Genomic DNA, 22,556 nt, shown 5'->3' on the forward strand with positions numbered 1-22,556 from the left:
AGCGACAATACAGCTCGGCAAATTGCTTTTTTAAAGTGAACGAAAGCATTATAATGACCGTATTGAGGACAATTAAAGGAAGGTGATCATGATGAAAATCGGGATTATTGGCGGTAATGGCAAAACGGGTTCGGCCGTGTACGCAGAAGCGCAAAAGCGTGGTCACGAGCCGACAGCGATCGTTCGTAATGAAGAACGGGGACGCGAAGCCCTCGGCGATGATGCTCGGCTGTTAGTGAAGGATGCGTTTGCCCTTACCAAGGCTGATCTGACAGTGTTTGACGTTGTTGTTGATGCGTTTGCGGTACCGATGGGTTCACCAGTAGCTTATTTGCATTTGGACTTGCTGACCAAACTCGTTCACGACTTGCGTGATACTAAAACGCGGTTGTTCGTCATTATTGGTGCGGCCAGTTTGAAGCTGCCTGATGGTCAGCGGCTGCTTGACCAGCTGCTGACGATGCCGGATCATGATCAGTGGATCGGCGTTCCGCTTAACCAAACCTACGAATACGAATTCCTGCAAATGATCGATAACGTTGATTGGGTTGCCGTTTCACCCTCACGCAACTTTGGCCCTGGCCCAACTAACGGATACGTGATAGGTACCGATCAAGTCATGGTGGACGCAAAGGGCAAGTCCGAGCTGTCCAACGGCAACATGGCGTTAGCAATCTTAGATGAAATTGAATCGCCTAAACATCAACGCCAGCGGTTTACGGTTCGCAATCAGGAGGGATGATCAGTAGATGAGTGTGCGCGGTGATTGGCTCTTATTTAAAACGAAACGCAGTCGGCTAAAGCAGCAGGTGGCTACGGGATTCTTGCATCCTAGTCGCCGAACGGATCATCTTGATCCCGATAATTTTAAGTACCCTGATCAAGTGAAAATGGTGCCATTGGAAAGGGCGCGGTTAATAACGCTTACCCCTGGGGCAGCGACCCATCAGCACGTGGTCATTTTTCATGGCGGTGCATATACGGTTCCTGCCACGGACAGTCATCGTCAGTGGATGGAAGAAATTGCTGGTCATATGGGCGCGAAGGCAACCATGCTGGACTTCCCGTTGGCACCGGAAAACACAGCTAAAGTGACGGTACCAGCATCCCTAGAGGCCTATGCAGAACTGCGGGCGGAGTATCCGGATGACCAGTTTTACTGGCTGGGAGATTCTTCTGGCGCTGGTTTAGCACTGGTCCTCTTACAGCAATTGCGTGCCAAGCAGCGACCAATACCGTCCGCAACATTGCTGGTGTCACCATGGTCAGACTTAGCCATGCGTGATCCGGAAATTGAGAAGCGCCGTCAGGCTGATCCAGAATTGCCGCTGCAGGCCATGCGTCAGGTAGCGGCCAATTACGCCGGTAATTTAGTCTTAGATGATCCGTTAGTCAGTCCGCTCAATGGTGATATGAACCATCTAGGCCATATTTCTCTTTGGTACGGCGCCACCGAGCTGCTGCTCCCAGATCACCGAAAGCTGGCTGATAAGCTGGAACACGCTGATGGTACGCAAGTTGATGTGCATGAAATGAACAATATGCTGCACGATTTTCTCATGTGGCCGGATCTGCCCGAAAGCAAGCAAGTCTTTAACACGATTAAAAAATGGCTAAACCAAAACGGCCAGTAATGCTGGCCGTTTTGGTTTGCGCTGATTGGTTAGCACGCTCCGGCATAATTTGCCCGGATCAGTTAATTTTTAGATGTTCATCAGCGCGTAAAAATGCTATACTCACCGTAACATACTGCTAGGGGTGCCCTGTGCTGAGAAATACCCTTTAAACCTGATCTAGTTAGTACTAGCGAAGGGAAGCAATTCAATCAAATAATGACGAACTTTCAGAATACGGGAGTTCCTAGCTTCTATGTTGAAAAAAATAAAAGGAGATATATCCTATGACCTTTTCGACAGAACTGATTGAAGCAGGAACGCCCGTTTTGAATCACATTATGGCACATCCTTTCGTGAAAGGAATTGGTGATGGAAAGTTATCCAAGCAGGCACTTATGTTCTATGTCACGCAGGATTACAATTACCTCAACGAATTCCTGCACTCTGACGCGGTGGCGCTTTTGAAGAGCACGTCGCGGGAAGATATGCAGATCATCAGTCAGCAGATCGATTTTCTTTTAAATAGTGAATCCGAGGCCCACAAGAACTTTTGCGAGGTAGCCGGCACGTCTTATGCATCGCTGCAGGGACAGCCCATGACCCCTACGACTAAGCTCTACACGAATCATATGCTGGAAACGCTGAAATCAGGTGATCTGATCGATATCATCGCTGCTATGACACCATGTCCGTGGACGTATGGTGAAATTGGTGATCGGTTAGTTGAACAGGGTAAAAATACCGCCGATAACGTGTTTACGCCTTGGATCGAATTATATGCGAACGATGATGATGCAGATGAGACGCCGGAGCAGTTTCCGTTTTTCGACATTTTGGACCGTGAAGCGCCGAAATACAGCCGTGAACGCCTTGATCAAGTTAAGCGCAGTTTCCTTGAAAGCTGTGAGTTTGAGTGGGACTTTTGGGAACAGTCATTTTACCAAAAAGATTGGCAATTTCTTCCCGGTGTTGAGCTGCCGGTGAATACGTCTGCCAAGGCTAAATAAGTTAACGAATGAAACGGCACGCTCCCAGATAAAATCGGGACCGTGCCGTTTGCTGTATTAAAAAAGCCCTCTTTTCAGAAGGGGGCGAGGTAACACAACGTTCATTTTACCGACGATCACGTTTCGCTACCTTTTGGCTGCGGGCAATCAAGTCAGCGAAGAGGGCCTTGGATTCGACATGGTGTTTGTACATGTTCTCGGGGTGCCACTGCACCGCTAGAATTTGATCGTTTTCGATGGACTCGCAGGCTTCGATAACACCGTCGTCGGCACGGGCGGTGACCTTTAAGCTGTCAGCCAGTTTGTTAACGGCTTGGTGGTGCCGGGAGTTAACGTACGGCCGGGCACCCGTGATTTTGAAGAGGCGGCTGCTGGGATCAACGGAGATGTGATGGGAAGGCATATTGCCGGCAGCTTCCTGATTATGTTTTAAAGTAATCTCCGGATTTTCTGAGAGATCTTGATAGACGGTACCGCCAAGACCGGTATTGATCAGCTGCAGCCCCCGGCAGATGCCTAAAATCGCTTTTCCTTTAGCGATGGCCTGTTTAAGCAGCTCGATTTCAAATAAATCGCGTTTCCGGTAGGTGACTCCGAGTTTTTCGTGAGGTTCTTCACCGTAAAAGGTGGGATCGACGTCGGCGCCGCCAAGAAACGCGACACCGTCAAACAGATCCATGTAATCGGTAACGTCTTCTGGGTCCACACTGGGGAAAATAATGGGGACACCGCCGGCTTTAACAACGGCCTCAATGGCTGGACGGGGTGCGAAGGCGGCGTTACGTTCGTTAATAATGTTAGTTGCTTCAGCTAAGGTATCAGCTGGCAGTGCGATTCGCGGGCGCAAGGCGATTCCTCCCTTTCTTTAAATTCTGATTTTTCAGGTGGCTAACTTGTTTCCAATTTTACCATACAATCAGCAACCCTCTGTTAAAACATTTAACATTCCTCTGAAATAGCGTTACATTAGTTATGTAACTAAAATTAAACGAGGTAAATGATGATGGCAATGACAGAACGACAAATGATTCAAGAAATTTTGAATACGGTAGATGTAATCTACGCATTTGAAGATGTTGATGAAGACGCTAAAGAATACACCCTGCTGATTACGCAACAGGATAACGACACGCGTGACATCAAGAAAGTCAATGAAGAGATCAAAAAATACTTCCAAGAAGCTGACTTCAACTATAAAGAAGAAATCAACCCAACGAACACTGATAAAAAGGCTGATCTCCGTGTTGTGATCAAACGTTAAAAATAGTCAATTTTAAAGTTGATAAAGCTTCGTACGGCATCGTTTTAGCCGTGCGAAGCTTTATTTTGTCCCGGTTAGCGGTTAACTGAGAAAGGGATGTTTTAATTAAGAATTATCTGAGATTGTGTGATAACTGATGACATTAACTTTGTGAATGTGATACAGTAAAAATAGTTTTGAAACCGTTTACTTATCACAAAGTTGGAGGTAGTGAATCGTTATGGCAATGAAGCAGCCGGAACATTATATACTTGCAATCGATCAGGGGACTTCTGTGACCCGGGCCATGTTGTTTGACCATTCAGGTCGTAAAGTGATTGAAAGCGAAAAGTCGTTTCCGCAATACTATCCGCACAATGGCTGGGTTGAAGTCGATGCTAATGAAATTTGGAATTCGGTTCAGTCAGTGATCGCCAGCGCGCTAATCGATGCGGGGGTTCATCCCGAATACATTGACGGTATTGGGATCTCAAGTCAACGTGAAACTACGGTTATTTGGGATAAAGCAACTGGTCAGCCGATTTATCATGCCATTGGCTGGCTATCAAAGCAGACGGCACCGATCGCCAAACAGATGGTGACGGATGGGTACTCCGAATTCATTCATGAACATACCGGTTTAGTGATCGATTCATACTTCTCGGCTACCAAGGTGCGCTGGTTACTAGACCATGTATCGGGTGCGCAAGAACGTGCTGAAAGGGGCGAATTACTCATGGGCACCATTGATAGCTGGCTGGTCTGGAAGCTGTCGGATGGGCAGCTGCACATTACCGACTATACCAACGCCAGCCGAACGATGATGTTTAACATTCATGATTTAAAGTGGGACGACGAGATCCTGAAAATGATGAATATTCCGAAGCAAATGCTGCCGGAAATCCGTTCGTGCTCCGAAGTTTATGGGACGACTAAAAACTATCAGTTTTACGGCGTTGAAGTGCCAATTTGCGGTCTAGTCGGTGACCAGCAGGCCGCTTTGATCGGGCAAATGGCCTTCAAACCCGGGGAAGTCAAGAACACGTATGGTGACGGGGCCTTCATCATGATGAATACCGGTGATCAGCCGCAGCTGTCCGACCATAAGCTGTTGACGACCATTGCTTATGATTTAGATGGTAAATTAACTTATGCGCTTGAAGGATCGATTTTCGTGGCGGGAACCGCGCTGAACTGGTTGCAGGAAACTATGAAGATCATTGATAACGTGCCGCAATCCAGGCAGGTTGCCATGGAATCCACCAATGATGATGAAGTCTATGTTGTTCCTGCCTTTAACGGGTTGGGCGCACCCTACTGGGATCAGGATGCTCGCGGTGCGGTCTTCGGCCTGACTCGCGGGACTAACCGGAGCGATTTTGTAAAAGCCACGTTACAATCCATTGCTTATCAGACGCGTGACATTATTGAGACGATGCGTCAAGATACTGAAATGCCGGTAGTGGAAATTTTAGCCGATGGCGGGGCGTCACGTAACCGTTATTTGATGCAGTTTCAAGCCGATATTTTGAACTTGCCGATCGTTCGTTCCAGTGATGAAGAAACCACTGCGCTGGGAGCTGCCATTTGTGCCGGCTTAGCAGTGGGTTATTGGAAAGACCTGGATGAAGTCAGCAAAATCCACGCCGCTGGCAGAACCTTCAAGCCGCAAATGACGGCGGACCGGCGCGCGCGTTTATATGACGGCTGGAAGATTGCTATTCAGGCTACCAGGGCGTTTAAGCCACAGCATTAAGTAAAAGACCGTAACATAACTCGGTAGATTTCAGAATTTAACACCAAAAACGTCATTCCGATTTTTTATCGGGATGACGTTTTTGGGTGTTATATGGCCGGAACCTGAGTTGTGGAATAGGTTAAGACTATATTTAAGTAATGAACTAAAGCCAATTTTAAAATGTGTTTTAGTTAAGAGATTAAATTAAATCCTTGTCGATATCGACTTATGTCACATGGTCACATGTCCTTTTCGTTATCCGATTGATAGTGCAATAAGTCGCCAGGCTGACAATTCAGAGCGTGACAGATCTTCTCCAGCGTGGAAAAGCGAATTGCTTTGGCCTTGCCAGTTTTAAGGATTGACAGATTGGCAATTGTCATGTTCACAGTTGCCGATAGCTGCGTCAAAGTCATGTGGCGTTTTACTAATAGGTCGTCTAATGTGATTTCAATCATCATTTGTGCTCCTAAATCGTTAGATCGTTTTCGTTTTTAATTCGTAAGGCTGCATCCCAAAGACGGGCTAAAATAGCTATAAAGACGGTTAAAATAAGCGGGATAGTAGCAATACCTAAGCCAATCAGCATCATACCGGGTGCATCGTCCATCTGGGCGATTGTATAGATGAAGGGCAGCCACAGCCAAATCCCCGTTGTAACCAGTACTAGTGCCCATTTAACACGGGTTAGAGACATTACTGCGTGAGTGCTGAAGGCCTGATTGTGGTCGATGATTTGTAACAGCTGCTCGGCAAAAAAGGCAGCTGCTAAACAGCCAATGATTGCCAGATAAATGCCAACTGCCAAGATGACAATGATCATCGTCAAGCCATGGGGTGCTTGTTCAAACATTTCGTGGAGCATAATAGGAAACGGAATAAGGCCCGCCGCAATTGCTAATAATGCCAAACCGCCGATCAAGATTCGTAAAAACCAGGTTCCTTTTCGCATGGGAATGCCTCCATTTAGTCTTTATTTGGACTAGTATAGCAGATGGCCTTATCGATAAACGATAAAATTTTAATAAGCTTTCGGTTCAATACTGGAACCAAAAATAAGCATCAAGCAAATGAGTTTGCTTGATGCTTATTTTGTTTATTTCTTTTTGGGTTTAGGTAAATAGCCGCTTTTTTCCAGCAGATCCTTTGATCGCTGAGTAGCAGGTTTAAAGCCACGGTTGAACAAGTGACGGAAGTACATCAGGTTGTACAGGTAACCCCAAACAAAGCTTAGCGCAAACTGAAGGATGCTGGTAGCAAAATTGAATGTTTGAAACGAAGTAAAGTGAATGGAGTAGAGTCCCAAAACGATACCAAGGTTAACACCGATCATGCATAAGAAATTGTACCAATCTCCCCGAAAAATGGGCACGAGAAATGAGAAGAGAAAGGTGGTGTAGGAGAAACCAACCTTACCGATTCTGATATCACCGTTATCTTCTTTGACAACGGTGGCATAGTTAGGCGGTACTGGCAGACCGTTTGGCCCCTCATTATTATCGTTATCGCCATTTCCGCCGTTTCCAAATGGATTTTGCATTTAAACCCTCTTTTCTACACTGGATCTTTTAAAAGTCAAAATTGGTCAAACTACTTATTCCATTATAATAAGCCTAAATGTGCTTTTTGGCTACCACTACGCCCGGGTAAATTTCACCACGGCTTCGCAACGAGCGGTTTGCGGCATCATGTCTACGGATTGAATGTAGTCGACGTGATACTGCTTGGTGAGTTTCACAAGATCGCGTGCCAGCGTGGATGGGTTGCAGGAAATGTAGACAAATTTTTTCGGCTTAGCACTTAAAATGGCGTTGATCAAACCGTCATCTAATCCGGTTCGCGGCGGGTCCACAATCAAAGCGTCCGGAGTGAAGCCTTCATTGAGCCATTTGGGAATGATTGTTTCAGCAGTTCCCGTTTCATAGCGGACGTTGTCGATACCGTTGATCCGGGCGTTTTCGTTGGCGTCGTCCACGGCGTCAGCAATCACGTCCATTCCGCGGACTTCTTTAGCCGCGTGGGCAATGGACAAGCCGATCGTACCGACGCCGGAGTAGGCATCGATGACGGTTTCGTTGTCGGATAAAGCCAGTGCTTTCAGGGCTTCGTCATACAAACGAACGGTCTGATAGGGGTTTAGTTGCAAGAACGCCCGGGCGGATAAATTAAACTGCAGTCCGTTGAGTACCTCTCGAATCTGCGGCTTACCTGCTAGCAGTTTCGTTTTTTCGCCCCAAATCAGTGAGGTTTTATCGTTATTGATGTTTTGCATAATGGAAACGACTTCGGGAAACTTCGTCAGCAGCTGGTCGACCATTTCGGCTTCCTGCGGGAAGGGTGCCTTAGCGGTGACGAAAACGACCTGAACTTCACCGGTGCCTTCAGCTACTCGGACGACAACTGTTCTCACCAGGCCGGTACCCGTTTTTTCATCGTAGGTGCTGACGTCTAGCGCTTCCATTAAGTCGACAACGCCACGCATGACGCGCATGGTAGCCGGCATTTGAACGGAACAGGTCTTGAGATCAACTAAGTCATGGCTTCGTTCGCGATAAAGGCCGGCGATCACGTGGCCGTCAGCGTCCCGCCGAACTTGGAACTGCGCCTTGTTGCGGTATGCGTACGGATTGTCCATACCAATCGTGGGCTTTAACTGGAAGTTACGGTAGCCCTTTGGCTGGAACTTTTCCAGCGACTGCAGGACCACATCGCGTTTGAAGGCCAATTGTGCCGGGTAAGCGAGGTGTTCCAGTTCAAAGCCGCCGACTTCACCGGCGTAATCATCACGAGGTTTAACCCGATCTGAACTAGGTGCTTTGAGCCGGTGAACTTTAGCAGTCAAAAATGACGGTTTGATCCCGGTCACTTCGGCTACGATTACTTCGTTTGGTAAGGCACCTTTTACGAAGACTAACTTGCGTTTAAAGTAGCCAATGCCTTCACCATTGATGCCTAGACGTTTAATGGTCAGCGGAAACCGTTGGCCTAAAGTGACTTGTACGCCAGTTTGCTGGTGCGGTCGGGGCCGGTGCTGATTTGAATTGTGATAACGATGTTGCGGTTGATTTGATTTCAATGATTTTTATCCTATCTATATAGTGTCTAGTAATCTCTCACGTCTTCCGTATTGTAGCGTAAAAGAGCGGTCCAGCACAAGCTGAACCGCTCCTTTCATTACCGAAAAATAAGATTACTCTTCGTAATAGTGGTATTTAATTGAGTATGACTTTAAGTCGCCTGGGTGCAGTGTGATATCACCAAAGCCGTCGTGGTTAATGGCATCTGGTAACGTCTGAGCTTCAGTGGCAACGGCGTTAAATGGCTTGCTGTTGTCAGATAGGTTAGCGGTGTAAACAACGAGGCCGTTACGTTCTGAGTAAATGGCCACGTGACGGTTGCTGGACTTGTCGCTCAAAATGGCGATTGGTTCAGTTGCACTGCCCTTAACAACGTAAATATCATCGATTTCGTCCTTGTTGTACTGTGACTTGATGTCAGCCAGTGCGCTAGGCACGTCGCGGGCCGATGAGAAGTCGTAGCCGGTACCTGCAAGGTCGGTAAACTTGCCCGTTGGCACTTTGTCAGAGGCTAAGTCCAAACGACGAGAACTATTGATTTGTAATAGCTGGTCGTCCAGATTCTTTTGGCCATCTGTCAAGTTCCAGTAAATGTGGCAGGTTGGGTTGAACAAGGTAGTTGCCGTTGATGCGGCACTGAAGTTGATCGTTACATCGTTATCATCAGTGAAGGTGTAAGTGATGCGGGCGTCCAGGTCGCCAGGAAAGTGATCTTCTGAACTGGCAATGTTGCGTGAGAAAGTCACGCTGGCATCGTGTTCACGAACAGATTGTTCAGCATGCCAAACTAAGTTGGCAAAACCGTGTGGGCCGCCGTGAAGGGTATTATCGTTTTCGTTGGCATCGAAGTGGTATTCCTTACCATCGATGGTTGCTTTAGCTTTAGTGATCCGGCCGGCTACCCGACCAATTGACTTGCCTAAGCATGTAGCAGTGGCTTCATAATCAGAAAGGTTGTCAAAGTGCCCGATTATTGGATGGTTGTTAACGTTGAAGTTTGTCCAAGTGGCACCCAGTGCGCTGACCTGAATAAAGTTACCTGCTGCGTTGGTAATGGTGTAGCGGTAAACATCTTGACCGTCGTGTTGACCAAAAATATCAGCTGTAATTTGCATAAATAAGTCCTCCTTGTGTAAACGCTTTATCAACTATTAGTATACGCTTTCTGGTGCTAAAGTTTTAGTAAAAAAAGTAAATTTATCTGATAAATTTGAATACCACCGAATAAATTTAGTTCTTAACCTTTTCCCAATACTTTCTTCACAGTTTCGAGATATTTGATTGGTATTCTTAGAATCGTAATATCAAAGGTGTAATTCTCGAAAGGATTGATATCAATGTTGCTCGATAACACAAAGATTGAGACCATTGCCGTTCAATTAGTGGACGTTAATGAGTCTAAAATGACTGCTAAAACCGAAAATAATGAAATGATCCAAATTAAACCGAGTGCAGTTGCTAAAAGTGATCAGTCCTTCTGGCAAACCATGAAAGATATTGCCAAGGCTAAGATCTGGCTGCCGGTAACCAAGGGCACTCACCAATTACTGCAATATGACTGGTTAAGTGCAACGCCGGTAATTTAAAATCGCATTCTGAAAAGCAGTTCACTAGACGGTCGTAGATTGATCGTAAGCGAGCTGCTTTTCAGTTTTCAAATGGGCAAATTCCTTGCGCTGAACTTTGTAAAAACGGTAAACTCGATCTTGTTAAGATTGATGTGATATTTAAAGGAGGACCTGAGATGGCACTAACGGATACTTATACGCTTAGTAACGGGACTAAGATTCCGGTTGTTGGATTTGGTACTTGGCAGACGCCAGATGGTGAGATTGCCTACCAAGCTGTGCTGACGGCATTAAAGGATGGGTACCGACACATTGATACGGCTGAAGGTTATGGTAATGAAGCCAGTGTTGGCCGTGCGATTCACGATTCTGGTATTAAACGGGACGAGCTTTTTGTCACCACGAAACTTGATAATTCCGCTCATGGTTATGCAGAAACGAAGCAAGCTCTTGGCGAGTCATTATCAAAACTAGGTCTGCAATACGTTGACCTTTTCTTGATTCACTGGCCTAACCCGCAAGCTTTTCGGGATAACTGGGAAGAAAAGAACGCGCAGACCTGGAAGGCCATGGAAGAAGCTTATGAAGAAGGTTTGGTTAAGGCTATCGGTGTTTCCAACTTCCGGCCAAAGCACCTGGATGCTCTGCTAAAAACGGCCAAGATCACGCCAATGGTTAACCAAATTTTCCTGAATCCGTCTGATCTGCAACCTAGTGTGGTTGACTATAATGATGCCCACGATATTTTATCTGAGGCTTATAGTCCATTTGGAACGGGTAAAATTTTTCAGATCGATGGGTTAAAAGAAATCGCCGCGAAATATCATAAATCCGTCCCGCAGTTAGTACTGCGCTGGCACCTGCAGCACGGCTTCCTGCCGCTGCCTAAGTCGGTACATGAGAATTATATTCAAGCCAATACCGATATTTTTGATTTTGAAATCGCCAAAGAAGATATGAAGACCATTGATGGTTTTCGTGGTGCTTTTGGGCTGGCGGAAGATCCGGATACGGTGCCGTTTTAGAAATGTCATTTGTGAGAGCTTGGCCGTGTTGAGGCTGGGCTCTTTTCTTTTATGTAGCCTAGTTATGTTCCAGCAAGCAGAGAGCTGCATGTAACCATGGGACAACCAAAATCCAAACCCGGGATTTCCGTTGTCCCACAGTTACATTTCGCTCTCTAAGCGCTTGCTTCCACACCCTTTTTCTAGTCGGGTTCCGGCAAGCAGAGACTTGCACCTAAGGCACTTCCGCCATAAATCCAAGCCCGGGATTTTTGCCGAAAGCACCTTAGGCTCCAGTCTCTAAGCGCTTGCTTTCACACCCTTTTTCTTTTACAATTAACCCAAACAACACGAGGGGTGTCCCAGTATTTTGCTGGGGCTGAGATGTGGTTGCACTATCCCTTTGAACCTGTAAGTTCATACTTGCGAAGGAACGTGTTCAATTCGGCCATTTTTGGTGAAGAGTCGAGCTCACGTTTTGTTGAGCCCGGCTTTTTTAAGTGTCTGACTGTTGTTTGCACTTATATAATTGGGAGGATTTTTCCATGAAAATCGATTTGCTGAATCAGATTCGTCAAACTAATCCCGTTGTTCTTAATATTTCTAACTTTGTGACCGTTCAAGATGTGGCCAATGGTATCAATGCTATCGGGGCTTCACCGATTATGTCTGAAGAAATTGGCGAAACCGACGAAATGGTCGGTATCAGTAATGCTGTTGCTTTGAACCTGGGTGCTTTTTCCAAGCCGCAAGTAGATCATATTCTGGCTATGGGTAAAGCTGCTAACGCTCAGCACAAGCCGTTAGTGATCGACCCCGTTGCCGTTGGTGCGATCAGTTACCGTAAGAAGGTGGCCTTGGACCTCATGAACCAGTTTCAAGTTGACGTGATTCGCGGCAACGCCGGTGAAATCGCGGCGCTGGCTGACGTTGCTTGGGATGCGAAGGGCATCGATGCTGGTTCTGGCAATCAAGACGTGGTGGAAGTTGCTAAGGCCGCTGCGAAAAAGCAAAACTGTGTGGTCATCTTAAGTGGTGCAACGGATGTCATTACCGACGGGGAGCACGTTGCGCGCGTCTTCAACGGTACGCCGCTGTTCCAGTTGCACGTGGGTTCTGGCGACATGCTCAGCAGTATTGTGGGTGCCTTCTGCGCGGTCAGTGATGGTGATTACTTCGAAGCTGCCCAAACGGCCTGCCTGGTCTTCGCCTCAATCGGCCAAATCGTTGCTGAACAGTTGAACGAAGAACGGCCCGGTACCTTTGCAGCCCGTTTGATGGACGAACTGCATTTGGCAAGTGTTGCTGACATTGAAAAAATTGCACAATTTGACTGAAAGGTGTGACATTTAAATTGGTTGAGGAGCTTAATTCATTTCCACAAACGTTAACGATCGCGGGGACTGATTCCGGCGGCGGTGCCGGGGTGATGGCTGACTTAAAGACCATGCAGGAACGCCACGTTTTCAGTGCGGCAGTGATCGTCGCCGTTACGGCGCAAAACACCCTTGGCGTACAGGACTTTGCGGCCCTGTCTAAGAAGCTGATCGATGAGCAGTTTGCCTCAGTGGCTGGTGATTTAGCAATCAAGGCCTGCAAGACGGGGATGCTGGCGGATGATGAGCACGTGGAGATCGTCGTTGAAAACCTGAAAAAATACGACCTGGGTCCGCTGATCGTGGATCCCGTCATGATTGCTAAAGGCGGCGCAGCTTTGCTGGCCGACGACGCGATCGATGTGGTTAAGCGTGATCTGCTGCCGCTGGCTACGGTGGTAACGCCGAACCTGCCAGAGGCTGAAAGACTGACTGATATGGACATTAAAACACCCACAGACATGCAGGAGGCTGGTAAAATGCTGCGTGCAACTGGTGCTAAAAACGTGATGATCAAGGGCGGTCACGGCGATACTGACAAGGTCACCGATTACGTCCTGTTGGAAAACGGCAAGGAATTTTGGCTTAGCGCGCCGCGGGTAGACACGGTGCGAACTCATGGTACCGGTGACACGCTGTCCAGTGCCATGACGGCAGAAATTGCCAAGGGCAACGACATTGAATCATCGATCCGGGTCGCTAAGGACTTCGTGGAAGCCGCTATCCGAAATACCATTCAAGTCGGCCACGGCCACGGTCCGTTGAACCATTGGGCATATGGAGAGGAGCATCCGGTCAAATGAAATTTAAACCAGAAATGTTAAAAGCCTACTTTGTCTGCGGTTCCCAAGATGTGCCGGAAGGGCAGTACGAAACTGTCGTGGACACTGCGATTGAAGCGGGTATCACCGCTTTCCAGTTTCGGGATAAGGGTCAAGCGTCGACACTTAGTCCCATTGACCGGGCTGCCATGGCCATGAAATTACGCGGTCGCTGTGCGCAGGCCGGGATTCCCTTCATTGTGGATGATAACGTTGGGTTGGCTAAACAAGTCAATGCCGATGGGATCCACGTGGGCCAATCGGATGAAAAAATCCAACAGGTGGTAAATGAAGTTGGCGACCAGATGATCGTTGGTCTATCCTGTTCGAACGCGGCAGAAGTGAAAGCGGCCAACACTATTGACGGTATTGATTATTACGGCAGCGGCCCCATCCACCCAACGGGATCTAAGGCGGATGCTGACCCAGTGATTGGGCTTGATGGCCTTAAGCAGCTGGTCGGATTAACTAAGCGGCCAATCGTTGCCATTGGCGGTATCACTGTCGGTGATCTAAGTGACGTCATCAAGACTGGTGCAGCAGGATCAGCGGTCATTTCAATGATTGCACAAAGTAATGATATTGCGGGTGTTGTTAAAGCAATGCTGGAAGCTTAATAATGGTCAAAGGTCGTACCGCTTATGGTACGGCCTTTTTGCGTTTTAAATAAAAATGCAGTGATGACAGCTATTGACAAGTTTCTGAGTTGGTTTTAAGCTATCCACATCAAAATCGCATGACATGAAATAGGGGTGTAAACATGGCAAAACCAATTATTGGTATCCCAGCCGAACGGCGGCTGGTAGGTGATTCGTATCGTCATACTGTTAATCAGGGTGAGGTCGCTGCAATCATCAAAGCCGGTGGCATACCGGTGCTGATTCCTACCCGCGAACTGGCTTTAGCATCGAACTATAGCCGTTTGATTGATGGGCTCCTGCTGCCGGGCGGACCGGACGTTGCGCCGCGTTTCTTTGGGGAAGAACCTTTGCCGGAAATGGCTGAGGCGGATGATCGATTGGACGCTACTGAAATTGAACTGATTAAATTAGCAGTAGCTGCTGGAAAACCGATGTTAGGTATCTGCCGTGGTGCGCAAGTCGTGAATATCGCCCTGGGTGGCGACATTTATCAGGACATTGCCAAACAAATTGATCATCAGACCTATCAGCACCATCAAAAAGCACCGTATAACCAAGGTTCTCACTATGTCGATATTGCTGAAGGATCCATGTTGCAGACTATCTTTCAAGGGCAGCAGCACGTGCTGGTCAATAGTTACCACCATCAAGCGGTTAGAAAGTTAGCACCACAGCTAAAGCTGACCGCTAAGGCTGGCGACGGCGTAGCAGAAGCTGTTGAAAGTAAGGATAGCAGACTGATTTTGGCGGTGCAGTGGCACCCAGAGCTGATGTACAAAGAACAGGTGGATGAGTTTGCGATTTTTGAAAACTTTATCGAACGAGTTAAAGAAGCGTAGATTTGTGAAGCGGCTTGGAATTATTCCCAAGCCTTTTTAAGATCAGTCACGTAGTTAACTGATGTGACCTTAGTTAACAGGTTATGGGATAAATTATTCGAACGATTTGTCCCATAATGATATACTAAATCTTGGAAAGGACTGAGTACTATGGTGAATATCATGCCGGTTTCAGAGTTGAAAAATTACGGAAAAGTGTTAGATACAGTTGAACCTGATAATCCCGTTTTTCTGACTAAAAACGGCTATGGCAAATATGTTGTCATTGATTTGGCTGATTACGAAGCTTTTGAGAAGTTCAAAAAAAGTAAACAGTTAGCCCAAATCTTAAAACAGGCCGAAAGAAGTGGTACTCGGCCTCTGGACGAGGTTGCCGCGGAACTGTTGAAATAGTGTTATACAAACTTGTTATCACGAATGATGCAACGTCAGATTTATGTACATTACAAGCTTATTTAGAGGATTCTTTTGGACGGAAAGCAGCTAATAAGGTCATTTCAAAAATCATTTTGCAGTTACAGCAATTGGGGAGATATCCTAAACTTGGAGCATCTGCTAGCTCTAATCAGAGCTCAACGCTCGATACCGTAAAATTGCACTTTAAGTTCATTTAGACCATAATGAAAGCGGTGACAAAAAATACGGGAGGCCTCAATTATGAGTAAAGTCTATTTATCAGCTCAGCTGCCAGAAGTGGCAACACAACAACTGAAAAGTGCTGGTTTGGATGTCGGTGTTTATGATGGCGACGGTTTGATCTCACACGATGAGTTATTGAAACAGGTCAGCGATATCGACTTTTTGATCACACCGCTGTCAACGAAGGTGGATCAAGAAATTATTGACGCTGCGCCAAAGCTGAAGCTAATTGCGAACTTTGGGGCCGGCTTTAACAACATCGATACTGCTTATGCTAAGAAAAAGGGCATTCCGGTAACTAACACACCGGCCGTGTCCACGAACGCGGTTGCTGAAGTGACGATTGGGCTGATGCTGGCGCTGAGCCACCGGATCGTTGAAGGCGACCACAAGATGCGTCACGAGGGCTTTCCTGGCTGGGCGCCGCTGTATTTCTTAGGCCATGAAATTGCCGGGAAGACGCTGGGTATCTTTGGGCTTGGCAACATCGGCAGCGATGTCGCTCGTAAGGCCAACGCGCTGGGTATGAACGTTCAGTACTACAAGCCAAACCGCTTGTCGGATCCAGAAGAGCGCTCAATGAAAGTGACCTACAAACCATTAGATGAATTGATTAAAACCAGCGATTTTATTACGATCAATGCACCTCAAACGCCGGCTACGCAGCATAAATTTGATGCCAATGCCTTCGAAGCAATGAAGCAGACAGCTTGCATCATCAACGTCGGTCGTGGCCCCATTATCGATGAAGCAGCGTTGCTAGACGCTTTAAAGTCTGGTAAAATTGCTGGTGCTGCTTTGGATGTTTACGAAAAGGAGCCAAAGGTTGATGACGGCTTCAAGTCATTGAAGAACGTTATTTTAACGCCTCACGTTGGCAATGCCACGGTTGAAGCACGGGATGCCATGGCTAACATTGTGGCGGGTAACGTGCTGCTGGTTGATGGCGGTAAAGACGCTAAATTTATTGTTAATAAGTAACAGCTTTTCCCGCCGCTACGCATTTTTAAACGCAACGGTCAAGAAAAAGCTTGCCATTTAATGAGATTAAAGTATAATGAGAATATTAAAACGTTTCACAGAGAACTGGGATAGGCTGAAACCCGGCAGCGTTATAATGGCAGAAACACTTGGTTGCGCAACCAATATCAGCGATTAGAGGCAGTTCAGATGAACTGCGAACTTGGGTGGAACAGCGTTACGACGCCCCTTGGTCCTCAGATAATGAGGCACCAAGGGGCGTCGTTTTTGCGTTCAGGAAGGAATTGGTTATGAAAAAACAAGATCAAAAGTTATCGCGCTCGTTGCAAAGCAGGCACATTCAGATGATCGCCATCGGTGGGGCTATCGGAACCGGCTTGTTTCTGGGTTCTGGCAGCGCCATCCATACCTCGGGTCCGTCAATTATTCTGGCGTACCTGATCGTTGGCCTATTTTGCTTTTTTATGATGCGGGCCATTGGCGAACTGTTACTGTCGGATACCACTAAGCACTCCTTCTTGGATTTTGTGAGGCAATATCTGGGTGACCAGATGGAATTTGTGACCGGCTGGCTGTACTGGTTCTGCTGGATCAGTCTGGCCATGGCGGATCTGACTGCCACTGGGATCTACATCAAGTTTTGGTTCCCATCGATACCGCAGTGGGTCGCCCCGTTTGTGATCCTGGTTTGTCTCTACTTCACTAACCGGATTAACGTTAAAGCCTTTGGAGAAATGGAATCCTGGTTCTCACTGATCAAAGTGGCGGCCATTATTATCCTGGTGGCTGTCGGCTTCACGCTGGCCATCCTGCATACTCCGGTTGATGGTCAGGCAGCGTCCTTTAGTAACTTAGTTAGTCACGGTGGCTTTTTTCCAACTGGCGGCTACGGTTTCCTAATGGCGTTTCAAATGGTGGTTTTCGCCTTTGTCGGCATTGAAATGGTAGGGCTGACTGCGGGTGAAACGAATGATCCGGCAACCAACTTGCCCAAGGCCATCAATAGCTTGCCGATTCGGATCGGCCTCTTCTACGTTGGTTCCATGATCGCCATAATGAGTGTTTACCCATGGAATAAAATCACCACGACTGCCAGTCCGTTTGTCCAAGTGTTTGCTGGGATTGGGGTCACTGGTGCCGCCGGGGTCTTAAATTTCGTGGTGCTGACCGCGGCCTTATCTGCTACTAACAGCTGCCTGTTTAGCACCAGTCGGACGCTGCATACACTGAGCTGGGGCGGTAACGCGCCGAAAAGCTTGGCGACACTCAATAAGAGCGGGGTCCCAACAAACTCGCTGAATTTTTCCACGCTGGTCTTGCTGATCATTGTGGTCCTGAACTACTTAATGCCAGCCAGCGTGTTTACCCTGATCTCCGGTGTGTCAACGATCAACTTTGTCCTGGTCTGGGTCATCTTGATCTGGTGCCACCTACGTTATCGTCACGTTCATCCAGCCGGGGCGCCGACTTTCCGGATGCCGGGTTATCCGGTGACCGATTGGCTGAGTCTGGTTTTCTTCATCAGTGTGTTAGTGTTCTTACTGATCAACGGGGCTACCCGTATTTCCATGATCGTTTCGCTAGTCGTTTTCTTCGTGATGCTGGTGATTTACCAGTTAATCTACCGGCCGCACCGGCAAAACAGGACGCACTCGGTAGAATAGTCAGTCAGCAGCGGTTGCATCTAACCTCTAAACATGACACTATGTTATAGTACATTCAGTCGGTATTCGGCTGAGTCAACTGAATTAAAAGGGGTAAATCAATCGTGATCAAACACATTTTTTCCGATATGGACGGCACGCTACTGAATCAGCATGGGAAGGTGTCAGCTGGCAATAAAACTGCTATTCAACACGCGGGCATTCCGTTTACACTGGTTTCTGCGCGGTCACCCAGACAGATGATGGACGCCATTGAAACGTTAAAATTATCTGCGCCTCAGATCGGGTTTAACGGCGGGGTGATTTACCAGGCGAAGGACGAACAGCTGCAAGTGATCGAAGACGCGCCGGTACCCAGTCAGGTGGTTAAACGCGTGGTGGACTTGGTTGAAGCCAGCTTTCCAGAAACGGGGATCAGCTTGTTTGGCTTAACCAGCTGGCAGGTCACCCGGATGGACGACGGTATTGCCTTCTTTCAAGAAGACATGCCGCAAAAACCCACGGTACTTGATCAGGAGACCTTTTGGCGTCATCCGGAACCGATCTACAAAATCACCTTTTGCGTCTTAAACTTAGATGTGATGAACGGAATCGTAAAAATCCTGCAAGCTGCTGAACTTCCAGGGGTGGCCATGCAAAAATCCAGTGATATTTATCTGGATATCACGGCTAGTGCAGCTAAGAAATCGCGGGGTGTGAATTACATTGCGCAGCGAGAACAGTTAGATTTAAATGAAACAGCGGCTTTTGGTGATGGTCCTAACGATATTCCCATGCTGAAACTGGTTGGCATGCCGATTGTCATGGCTAACGGGTTACCGAACGTGAAGCAAGTTGCCCGTTACCTGACCGCTGACAATGACCATGATGGTGTTGGTCGGGGAATCGATCAGTTCATACTTGGACAACAAACACAAAATCTGAACTAGATTTTAGTTAAATGGTAGATTAAAGAAACACGCTCAAGGCTAAAATTTAGCTTGAGCGTGTTTCTAATTTGTAAAGCCGCCTTTAACCAGTAGTCATTTGACTTTAACAGTGATTGCCTGTTTGATGCGAGAGCAGTTATAATAACTGCTTCGTTAACGTGATGGCCGGAACGCCGTCTTCTTCGTAGGGTTCTGAAGAAACTTGGTAACCTTGACGTTCATAAAACCCCTTAGCCGTCATTTCACTGTGGATGACAGATTTAACGTAACCGTGGGTGCGACCGTACTCTTCCAGTGTTGAAATGACCTTAGCACCGAGGTGTTGACCGCGGTAGTCTTTAATGGTGGCAATTCTTCCTGGACGCATGGTTGTTTTGTCGATTGTTTGAAAACGCCCGGTAGCGACTGGTTGGCCATCATCGGTATAAATGACGGTGTAAACACGATCAGTTTCGTCGTTGTCATCAAATTCATCTTGCATTTTAATGGTGCGTTCCAGGACAAAAACGGTCATTCTGATGTAGAGTGCAGCAGCATGATTCCAGGGTTCTGATCCGGTATGGATGTTCATGGTAAGACTCCTTACGAAATGTATAATGGCTCTATTATAACCCTAACGTGAGGTTGAATTAAGTATCATTCCGTTACGTGAAACAGGCAACTCGTAGTGGGGGCGCTCCGGAACTATTTTTTCGGGTACCCCACCGAAAAAAGGATTTCCTCCGTCTCCCGTAGTAGTAAGTGAGCCAAGTATACTCACTAACTACTACTCGCACCACGATTTGCCTGTTTCACTCCACTGCATTTGAATTGCTGCTTTTTAGGCAGCAGTTAGTTATGTTGCTGACGCAAATTCGCCAACTTAACTGAAGTGCTTGAACCAGAATGTAGTCGTATTTGCGACAGCAATCGCCTGGTTCAGTTGATACATCAGGGATGTAAAATGAAGCGGAGCCGGGCGGGTAGATTATGGTGTCGATGTCACTTGACTACCGTTCTTTGGTAGTTTAGTGACATGGGAGATGGTGGAGATCCGCCCTAAGCGCAGCGCAAGTGCTAGCTTCACCACGACCCACTATGAGCTGCCCGCCCGGCGTAGCGGAATGCTATATTTAAACCAAACAAGAAATTTGTCAGTCTATAGGTTGTAGGAGATGTTTTCTGAAACAGAGGGGACCAGTCACCACTTAAACTGAACTTAAAAATAACAATCATTTCAAATTTTCTTTTAGAGTTAGAAATTCCTTACGATTCGCGTTATTCACACTATTACTGCCTATGATTCAGTAAAATTTACGTAGTGTCTTTTAACGGTCAAAGTGAGTGAGCGACTTGCCCCGACCCCTTAAATTATGATTAAATACCAGTAAACCACTATTCATGAGTATGGAGGCAAAAATGAGCAGTATTTTATCCGTGCAAAATTTAAATAAAAGTTTTGGCAACAAGCACGTACTGCACGATGTGTCGTTTGATTTGAAAAAGGGACATATCGTGGGACTTGTTGGCCCTAACGGTGCGGGAAAATCAACCTTGATGAAAACCATGCTGGGCCTGTTTAATTACGACTCAGGCAGTATCAAGATTGCGGGAGAAACGGTGACGCCCCAGAAACACGAATCGCTGTCGAAGGTTGGTGCACTGATTGAATATCCCGGTATTTACCCGTTCTTAACCGGCTGGGATCATCTGCAACTGTTTGCGGATGGCGACCACCAATTGATTCACATTCAAAAAATTATTTCACAGCTAAACATGGATAGCTATATTAAGCGCAAGGCCAGGGGTTATTCGCTAGGGATGAAGCAGAAGTTGGGCATCGCTTTAGCGTTAGTTAACTTCCCAGAATTAGTTATTCTCGATGAACCGATGAACGGTTTAGATCCGCAGGCCACCAAAGACTTACGGGATCTAATCATTACCGAATCTCAGCGCGGGACAACTTTCCTCATTTCCTCGCATATTTTAAGTGAACTGCAACGGCTGGCACAGGATCTGCTGATTATTGATGAGGGCAGTATCGTTCAGCAGACGACGATGCACGAGCTACTAGCTTCACAAGGTAAACAGACCATCATGTTAATGACCAGCAATGATCATAAGGCCCGTCAGCTGCTGAAAAAGGCCAAGTTTGAGATGACGCCCGATCCACGGGTGGAAGTGATCGCCAAGGATGATAACACCATGCCGGAAATTTTACGGCTGCTGGTTGAGGGCGGCGTTGATATCTTGGACGTTCAGCGACTTGAAGGTAACTTAGAGAGTTCATTGCTGGAAGTTCTGAAACAAAGCCGGATCAAGAAAAGATTAGCCGAAGAAGAGGCAGAATAGGAGGGGCGCTTAAAGTGTGGACTTTAGTGAGACAAGAAAGTTTTAAATTAACAAGAAAAGTCAGTACTTGGATCAGTACGGGATTTTTGGTTGGCGTTGAGATCTTATTCGCCTTTTTATCACGCATTTACCCGCAAACCTTCGTTCCGGCTAACATGTTTGAGTCACTGTATTTTTCACGACCCATTATTATTTTCTATATGATTGCGGCGACGGCGACCATCATCACCATGGAATTTCAGTACGGCACGATGAAACAAGTACTGTACCGGCGTTATTCGCGTGGGCAGATTTTAGTCAGCAAGTGGCTGGCAGTTTTCTTTTACACCCTGTATTGGTACGTTATGAGTACTGGAATCGCCTTACTGCTGAAGGCAATGCTGTTTCACCATACGCTAAGTATTCATCAGGGTGCTGGCGATGGGATGTCGATTTTTACTAGGGGACTAGCGATATCGGCGGCCAGCCTGGTGAGCCTCTGGCTATTACTGAGTGTGGTATTTCTGTTAGCAAACTTATTTCGGAATTCCGCTGCAGCGGTTTCAGTCGGGATCATTGGCTACTTTGCCGCTTATATCGTGACCCAGCTGTTAACGATCCTGATTCAAAAATGGGATTGGGCAAAGTGGAACCCGGTTACGATGACCTTGTACCCAAGCATGATGGCGCGACCTGGTTATTATCAGTCGTTGCTGAATATGCAGGGATGGCAGATGCTGCTTGGCAACTTCATTTATATCGCCATCTTTTTAGGGATTGGGTATTACGTCTTTAATAAACGAAACGTTTAAAAATCGATCTTATTGATTGAGCAGCAGCCTCCGTATATAATGTGTGTATACATGATATGCGGAGGTTTTTTACGATGACAGTTAAAAGTCGAAAAGTGGGAAATGCGATGGTTTTGACGATCCCTGCTGAATTAAAAGTGCCACAAAATACAGAATTCGAGCCGTACGTTGATGAAGCCGGAAACGTCATTTTTAAAAGAGTAAAGTCGCAGTTAACGGAAGAGGAAACTGAAGATATTCACATGTTTATGGATCAATTTCAGCCGCTATTACAGAAACTCAAGGATCGTTAAC

25 protein-coding genes and 2 riboswitches are annotated in these 22,556 nt (G+C 46.9%); of the genes, 18 read left to right on the plus strand and 7 right to left on the minus strand.

Features of this window, described 5'->3' with window-relative positions; translation table 11 throughout:
* Positions 1-88 precede the first annotated feature (88 nt).
* The 3 genes from CES81_RS09510 to tenA all read left to right on the plus strand — a co-directional run bounded on the left by CES81_RS09510 (position 89) and on the right by tenA (position 2,623).
* Positions 89-742: an NAD(P)H-binding protein gene (locus tag CES81_RS09510; RefSeq protein ID WP_369688601.1), complete on the plus strand. Its 654-nt coding sequence runs from the start codon at positions 89-91 to the stop codon at positions 740-742.
* A 7-nt stretch (positions 743-749) separates the two neighbouring features.
* On the plus strand, positions 750-1,634 hold the full coding sequence (locus CES81_RS09515) for an alpha/beta hydrolase (RefSeq protein ID WP_089121562.1): 885 nt from the start codon (positions 750-752) through the stop codon (positions 1,632-1,634).
* A gap of 110 nt (positions 1,635-1,744) precedes the next feature.
* Positions 1,745-1,832: riboswitch (TPP riboswitch) on the plus strand.
* Between the two features lie 68 nt (positions 1,833-1,900).
* Positions 1,901-2,623 (plus strand): thiaminase II, encoded by a 723-nt coding sequence (tenA, locus tag CES81_RS09520; protein ID WP_089121563.1) that lies wholly within the window; start codon positions 1,901-1,903, stop codon positions 2,621-2,623.
* Between the two features lie 106 nt (positions 2,624-2,729).
* Here tenA and CES81_RS09525 read toward each other — a convergent pair whose 3' ends face one another.
* Positions 2,730-3,470: a gamma-glutamyl-gamma-aminobutyrate hydrolase family protein gene (locus CES81_RS09525; RefSeq protein WP_089121564.1), complete on the minus strand. Its 741-nt coding sequence runs from the start codon at positions 3,468-3,470 to the stop codon at positions 2,730-2,732.
* A gap of 162 nt (positions 3,471-3,632) precedes the next feature.
* Here CES81_RS09525 and CES81_RS09530 point away from each other — a divergent pair, with 162 nt between their 5' ends.
* Positions 3,633-3,884, plus strand: coding sequence for a hypothetical protein (locus tag CES81_RS09530; RefSeq protein ID WP_089089259.1), 252 nt, complete (start codon positions 3,633-3,635; stop codon positions 3,882-3,884).
* A gap of 220 nt (positions 3,885-4,104) precedes the next feature.
* A complete protein-coding gene (gene glpK, locus CES81_RS09535; RefSeq protein WP_089121565.1) occupies positions 4,105-5,619 on the plus strand; it encodes a glycerol kinase GlpK in 1,515 nt (504 codons plus the stop codon).
* A gap of 221 nt (positions 5,620-5,840) precedes the next feature.
* Here the strand turns inward: glpK and CES81_RS09540 are convergent, their stop codons facing one another.
* The 5 genes from CES81_RS09540 to CES81_RS09560 all read right to left on the minus strand — a co-directional run bounded on the left by CES81_RS09540 (position 5,841) and on the right by CES81_RS09560 (position 9,793).
* Positions 5,841-6,062 carry a helix-turn-helix domain-containing protein gene (locus CES81_RS09540; protein WP_180949777.1) on the minus strand — a complete coding sequence of 74 codons (222 nt, stop codon included), beginning with the start codon at positions 6,060-6,062 and terminating at the stop codon, positions 5,841-5,843.
* 8 nt (positions 6,063-6,070) lie between these two features.
* Entirely contained in the window at positions 6,071-6,553 is a 483-nt protein-coding gene (locus CES81_RS09545; protein ID WP_089121567.1) for a DUF2975 domain-containing protein, read from the minus strand.
* 144 nt (positions 6,554-6,697) lie between these two features.
* Entirely contained in the window at positions 6,698-7,141 is a 444-nt protein-coding gene (locus CES81_RS09550; protein WP_089121568.1) for a hypothetical protein, read from the minus strand.
* A 96-nt stretch (positions 7,142-7,237) separates the two neighbouring features.
* Positions 7,238-8,677, minus strand: coding sequence for a 23S rRNA (uracil(1939)-C(5))-methyltransferase RlmD (gene rlmD / locus CES81_RS09555; RefSeq protein ID WP_089121569.1), 1,440 nt, complete (start codon positions 8,675-8,677; stop codon positions 7,238-7,240).
* 114 nt (positions 8,678-8,791) lie between these two features.
* Entirely contained in the window at positions 8,792-9,793 is a 1,002-nt protein-coding gene (locus CES81_RS09560; RefSeq protein WP_089121570.1) for an aldose epimerase family protein, read from the minus strand.
* A gap of 222 nt (positions 9,794-10,015) precedes the next feature.
* Here CES81_RS09560 and CES81_RS09565 point away from each other — a divergent pair, with 222 nt between their 5' ends.
* From CES81_RS09565 to CES81_RS09610, 10 genes are all read left to right on the plus strand, one after another.
* Positions 10,016-10,264, plus strand: coding sequence for a hypothetical protein (locus CES81_RS09565; RefSeq protein ID WP_089089225.1), 249 nt, complete (start codon positions 10,016-10,018; stop codon positions 10,262-10,264).
* Positions 10,265-10,422: 158 nt separating this feature from the next.
* On the plus strand, positions 10,423-11,271 hold the full coding sequence (locus tag CES81_RS09570) for an aldo/keto reductase (RefSeq protein WP_089121571.1): 849 nt from the start codon (positions 10,423-10,425) through the stop codon (positions 11,269-11,271).
* 322 nt (positions 11,272-11,593) lie between these two features.
* Positions 11,594-11,701: riboswitch (TPP riboswitch) on the plus strand.
* Between the two features lie 94 nt (positions 11,702-11,795).
* Entirely contained in the window at positions 11,796-12,587 is a 792-nt protein-coding gene (gene thiM / locus CES81_RS09575; protein ID WP_089121572.1) for a hydroxyethylthiazole kinase, read from the plus strand.
* Positions 12,588-12,604: 17 nt separating this feature from the next.
* Positions 12,605-13,429, plus strand: a complete 825-nt coding sequence (gene thiD, locus CES81_RS09580) for a bifunctional hydroxymethylpyrimidine kinase/phosphomethylpyrimidine kinase (protein WP_225356375.1) — start codon at positions 12,605-12,607, stop codon at positions 13,427-13,429.
* Positions 13,426-14,064 (plus strand): thiamine phosphate synthase, encoded by a 639-nt coding sequence (thiE, locus tag CES81_RS09585; protein ID WP_089121573.1) that lies wholly within the window; start codon positions 13,426-13,428, stop codon positions 14,062-14,064. The genes thiD and thiE overlap by 4 nt, the downstream gene beginning before the upstream one ends.
* Before the next feature lie 143 nt (positions 14,065-14,207).
* Complete coding sequence (locus CES81_RS09590) at positions 14,208-14,927, plus strand: gamma-glutamyl-gamma-aminobutyrate hydrolase family protein (RefSeq protein WP_089121574.1); 720 nt, start codon at positions 14,208-14,210, stop codon at positions 14,925-14,927.
* A gap of 150 nt (positions 14,928-15,077) precedes the next feature.
* A complete protein-coding gene (locus CES81_RS09595) occupies positions 15,078-15,320 on the plus strand; it encodes a type II toxin-antitoxin system prevent-host-death family antitoxin (protein WP_089121575.1) in 243 nt (80 codons plus the stop codon).
* A 264-nt stretch (positions 15,321-15,584) separates the two neighbouring features.
* Positions 15,585-16,547, plus strand: a complete 963-nt coding sequence (locus CES81_RS09600) for a 2-hydroxyacid dehydrogenase family protein (protein WP_089121576.1) — start codon at positions 15,585-15,587, stop codon at positions 16,545-16,547.
* Positions 16,548-16,837: 290 nt separating this feature from the next.
* Positions 16,838-18,211, plus strand: a complete 1,374-nt coding sequence (locus CES81_RS09605) for an amino acid permease (RefSeq protein WP_089121577.1) — start codon at positions 16,838-16,840, stop codon at positions 18,209-18,211.
* 104 nt (positions 18,212-18,315) lie between these two features.
* Positions 18,316-19,140 (plus strand): Cof-type HAD-IIB family hydrolase, encoded by an 825-nt coding sequence (locus CES81_RS09610; protein ID WP_089121578.1) that lies wholly within the window; start codon positions 18,316-18,318, stop codon positions 19,138-19,140.
* Between the two features lie 136 nt (positions 19,141-19,276).
* On the opposite strand, the gene CES81_RS09615 is transcribed toward CES81_RS09610, so the two are convergent.
* Positions 19,277-19,711 carry a GNAT family N-acetyltransferase gene (locus tag CES81_RS09615; RefSeq protein WP_089121579.1) on the minus strand — a complete coding sequence of 145 codons (435 nt, stop codon included), beginning with the start codon at positions 19,709-19,711 and terminating at the stop codon, positions 19,277-19,279.
* A gap of 827 nt (positions 19,712-20,538) precedes the next feature.
* On the opposite strand from CES81_RS09615, the gene CES81_RS09620 reads away from it, so the two are divergent.
* From CES81_RS09620 to CES81_RS09630, 3 genes are all read left to right on the plus strand, one after another.
* Positions 20,539-21,471: an ABC transporter ATP-binding protein gene (locus CES81_RS09620; RefSeq protein WP_089121580.1), complete on the plus strand. Its 933-nt coding sequence runs from the start codon at positions 20,539-20,541 to the stop codon at positions 21,469-21,471.
* A 14-nt stretch (positions 21,472-21,485) separates the two neighbouring features.
* The gene (locus CES81_RS09625; RefSeq protein WP_180949778.1) at positions 21,486-22,262 is read left to right on the plus strand and encodes a DUF2705 family protein; all 777 of its coding nucleotides are present in this window, start codon (positions 21,486-21,488) and stop codon (positions 22,260-22,262) included.
* A 74-nt stretch (positions 22,263-22,336) separates the two neighbouring features.
* The gene (locus CES81_RS09630; RefSeq protein WP_089089215.1) at positions 22,337-22,555 is read left to right on the plus strand and encodes a hypothetical protein; all 219 of its coding nucleotides are present in this window, start codon (positions 22,337-22,339) and stop codon (positions 22,553-22,555) included.
* Position 22,556: the final 1 nt, after the last annotated feature.

The sequence above is a fragment of the Secundilactobacillus pentosiphilus genome, assembly GCF_002217985.1.
In the GTDB taxonomy this organism is placed as follows: domain Bacteria; phylum Bacillota; class Bacilli; order Lactobacillales; family Lactobacillaceae; genus Secundilactobacillus; species Secundilactobacillus pentosiphilus.

Coding starts and splice junctions, on each gene's coding strand:
- CES81_RS09510 (WP_369688601.1), top strand. CDS start 89: ATGATGAAAATCGGGATTATTGGCGGTAATGGCAAAACGGGTTCGGCC.
- CES81_RS09515 (WP_089121562.1), top strand. CDS start 750: ATGAGTGTGCGCGGTGATTGGCTCTTATTTAAAACGAAACGCAGTCGG.
- tenA (WP_089121563.1), top strand. CDS start 1,901: ATGACCTTTTCGACAGAACTGATTGAAGCAGGAACGCCCGTTTTGAAT.
- CES81_RS09530 (WP_089089259.1), top strand. CDS start 3,633: ATGACAGAACGACAAATGATTCAAGAAATTTTGAATACGGTAGATGTA.
- glpK (WP_089121565.1), top strand. CDS start 4,105: ATGGCAATGAAGCAGCCGGAACATTATATACTTGCAATCGATCAGGGG.
- CES81_RS09540 (WP_180949777.1), bottom strand. CDS start 6,062: ATGATGATTGAAATCACATTAGACGACCTATTAGTAAAACGCCACATG.
- CES81_RS09545 (WP_089121567.1), bottom strand. CDS start 6,553: ATGCGAAAAGGAACCTGGTTTTTACGAATCTTGATCGGCGGTTTGGCA.
- CES81_RS09550 (WP_089121568.1), bottom strand. CDS start 7,141: ATGCAAAATCCATTTGGAAACGGCGGAAATGGCGATAACGATAATAAT.
- CES81_RS09560 (WP_089121570.1), bottom strand. CDS start 9,793: ATGCAAATTACAGCTGATATTTTTGGTCAACACGACGGTCAAGATGTT.
- CES81_RS09565 (WP_089089225.1), top strand. CDS start 10,016: ATGTTGCTCGATAACACAAAGATTGAGACCATTGCCGTTCAATTAGTG.
- CES81_RS09570 (WP_089121571.1), top strand. CDS start 10,423: ATGGCACTAACGGATACTTATACGCTTAGTAACGGGACTAAGATTCCG.
- thiM (WP_089121572.1), top strand. CDS start 11,796: ATGAAAATCGATTTGCTGAATCAGATTCGTCAAACTAATCCCGTTGTT.
- thiE (WP_089121573.1), top strand. CDS start 13,426: ATGAAATTTAAACCAGAAATGTTAAAAGCCTACTTTGTCTGCGGTTCC.
- CES81_RS09590 (WP_089121574.1), top strand. CDS start 14,208: ATGGCAAAACCAATTATTGGTATCCCAGCCGAACGGCGGCTGGTAGGT.
- CES81_RS09595 (WP_089121575.1), top strand. CDS start 15,078: ATGGTGAATATCATGCCGGTTTCAGAGTTGAAAAATTACGGAAAAGTG.
- CES81_RS09600 (WP_089121576.1), top strand. CDS start 15,585: ATGAGTAAAGTCTATTTATCAGCTCAGCTGCCAGAAGTGGCAACACAA.
- CES81_RS09605 (WP_089121577.1), top strand. CDS start 16,838: ATGAAAAAACAAGATCAAAAGTTATCGCGCTCGTTGCAAAGCAGGCAC.
- CES81_RS09615 (WP_089121579.1), bottom strand. CDS start 19,711: ATGAACATCCATACCGGATCAGAACCCTGGAATCATGCTGCTGCACTC.
- CES81_RS09620 (WP_089121580.1), top strand. CDS start 20,539: ATGAGCAGTATTTTATCCGTGCAAAATTTAAATAAAAGTTTTGGCAAC.
- CES81_RS09630 (WP_089089215.1), top strand. CDS start 22,337: ATGACAGTTAAAAGTCGAAAAGTGGGAAATGCGATGGTTTTGACGATC.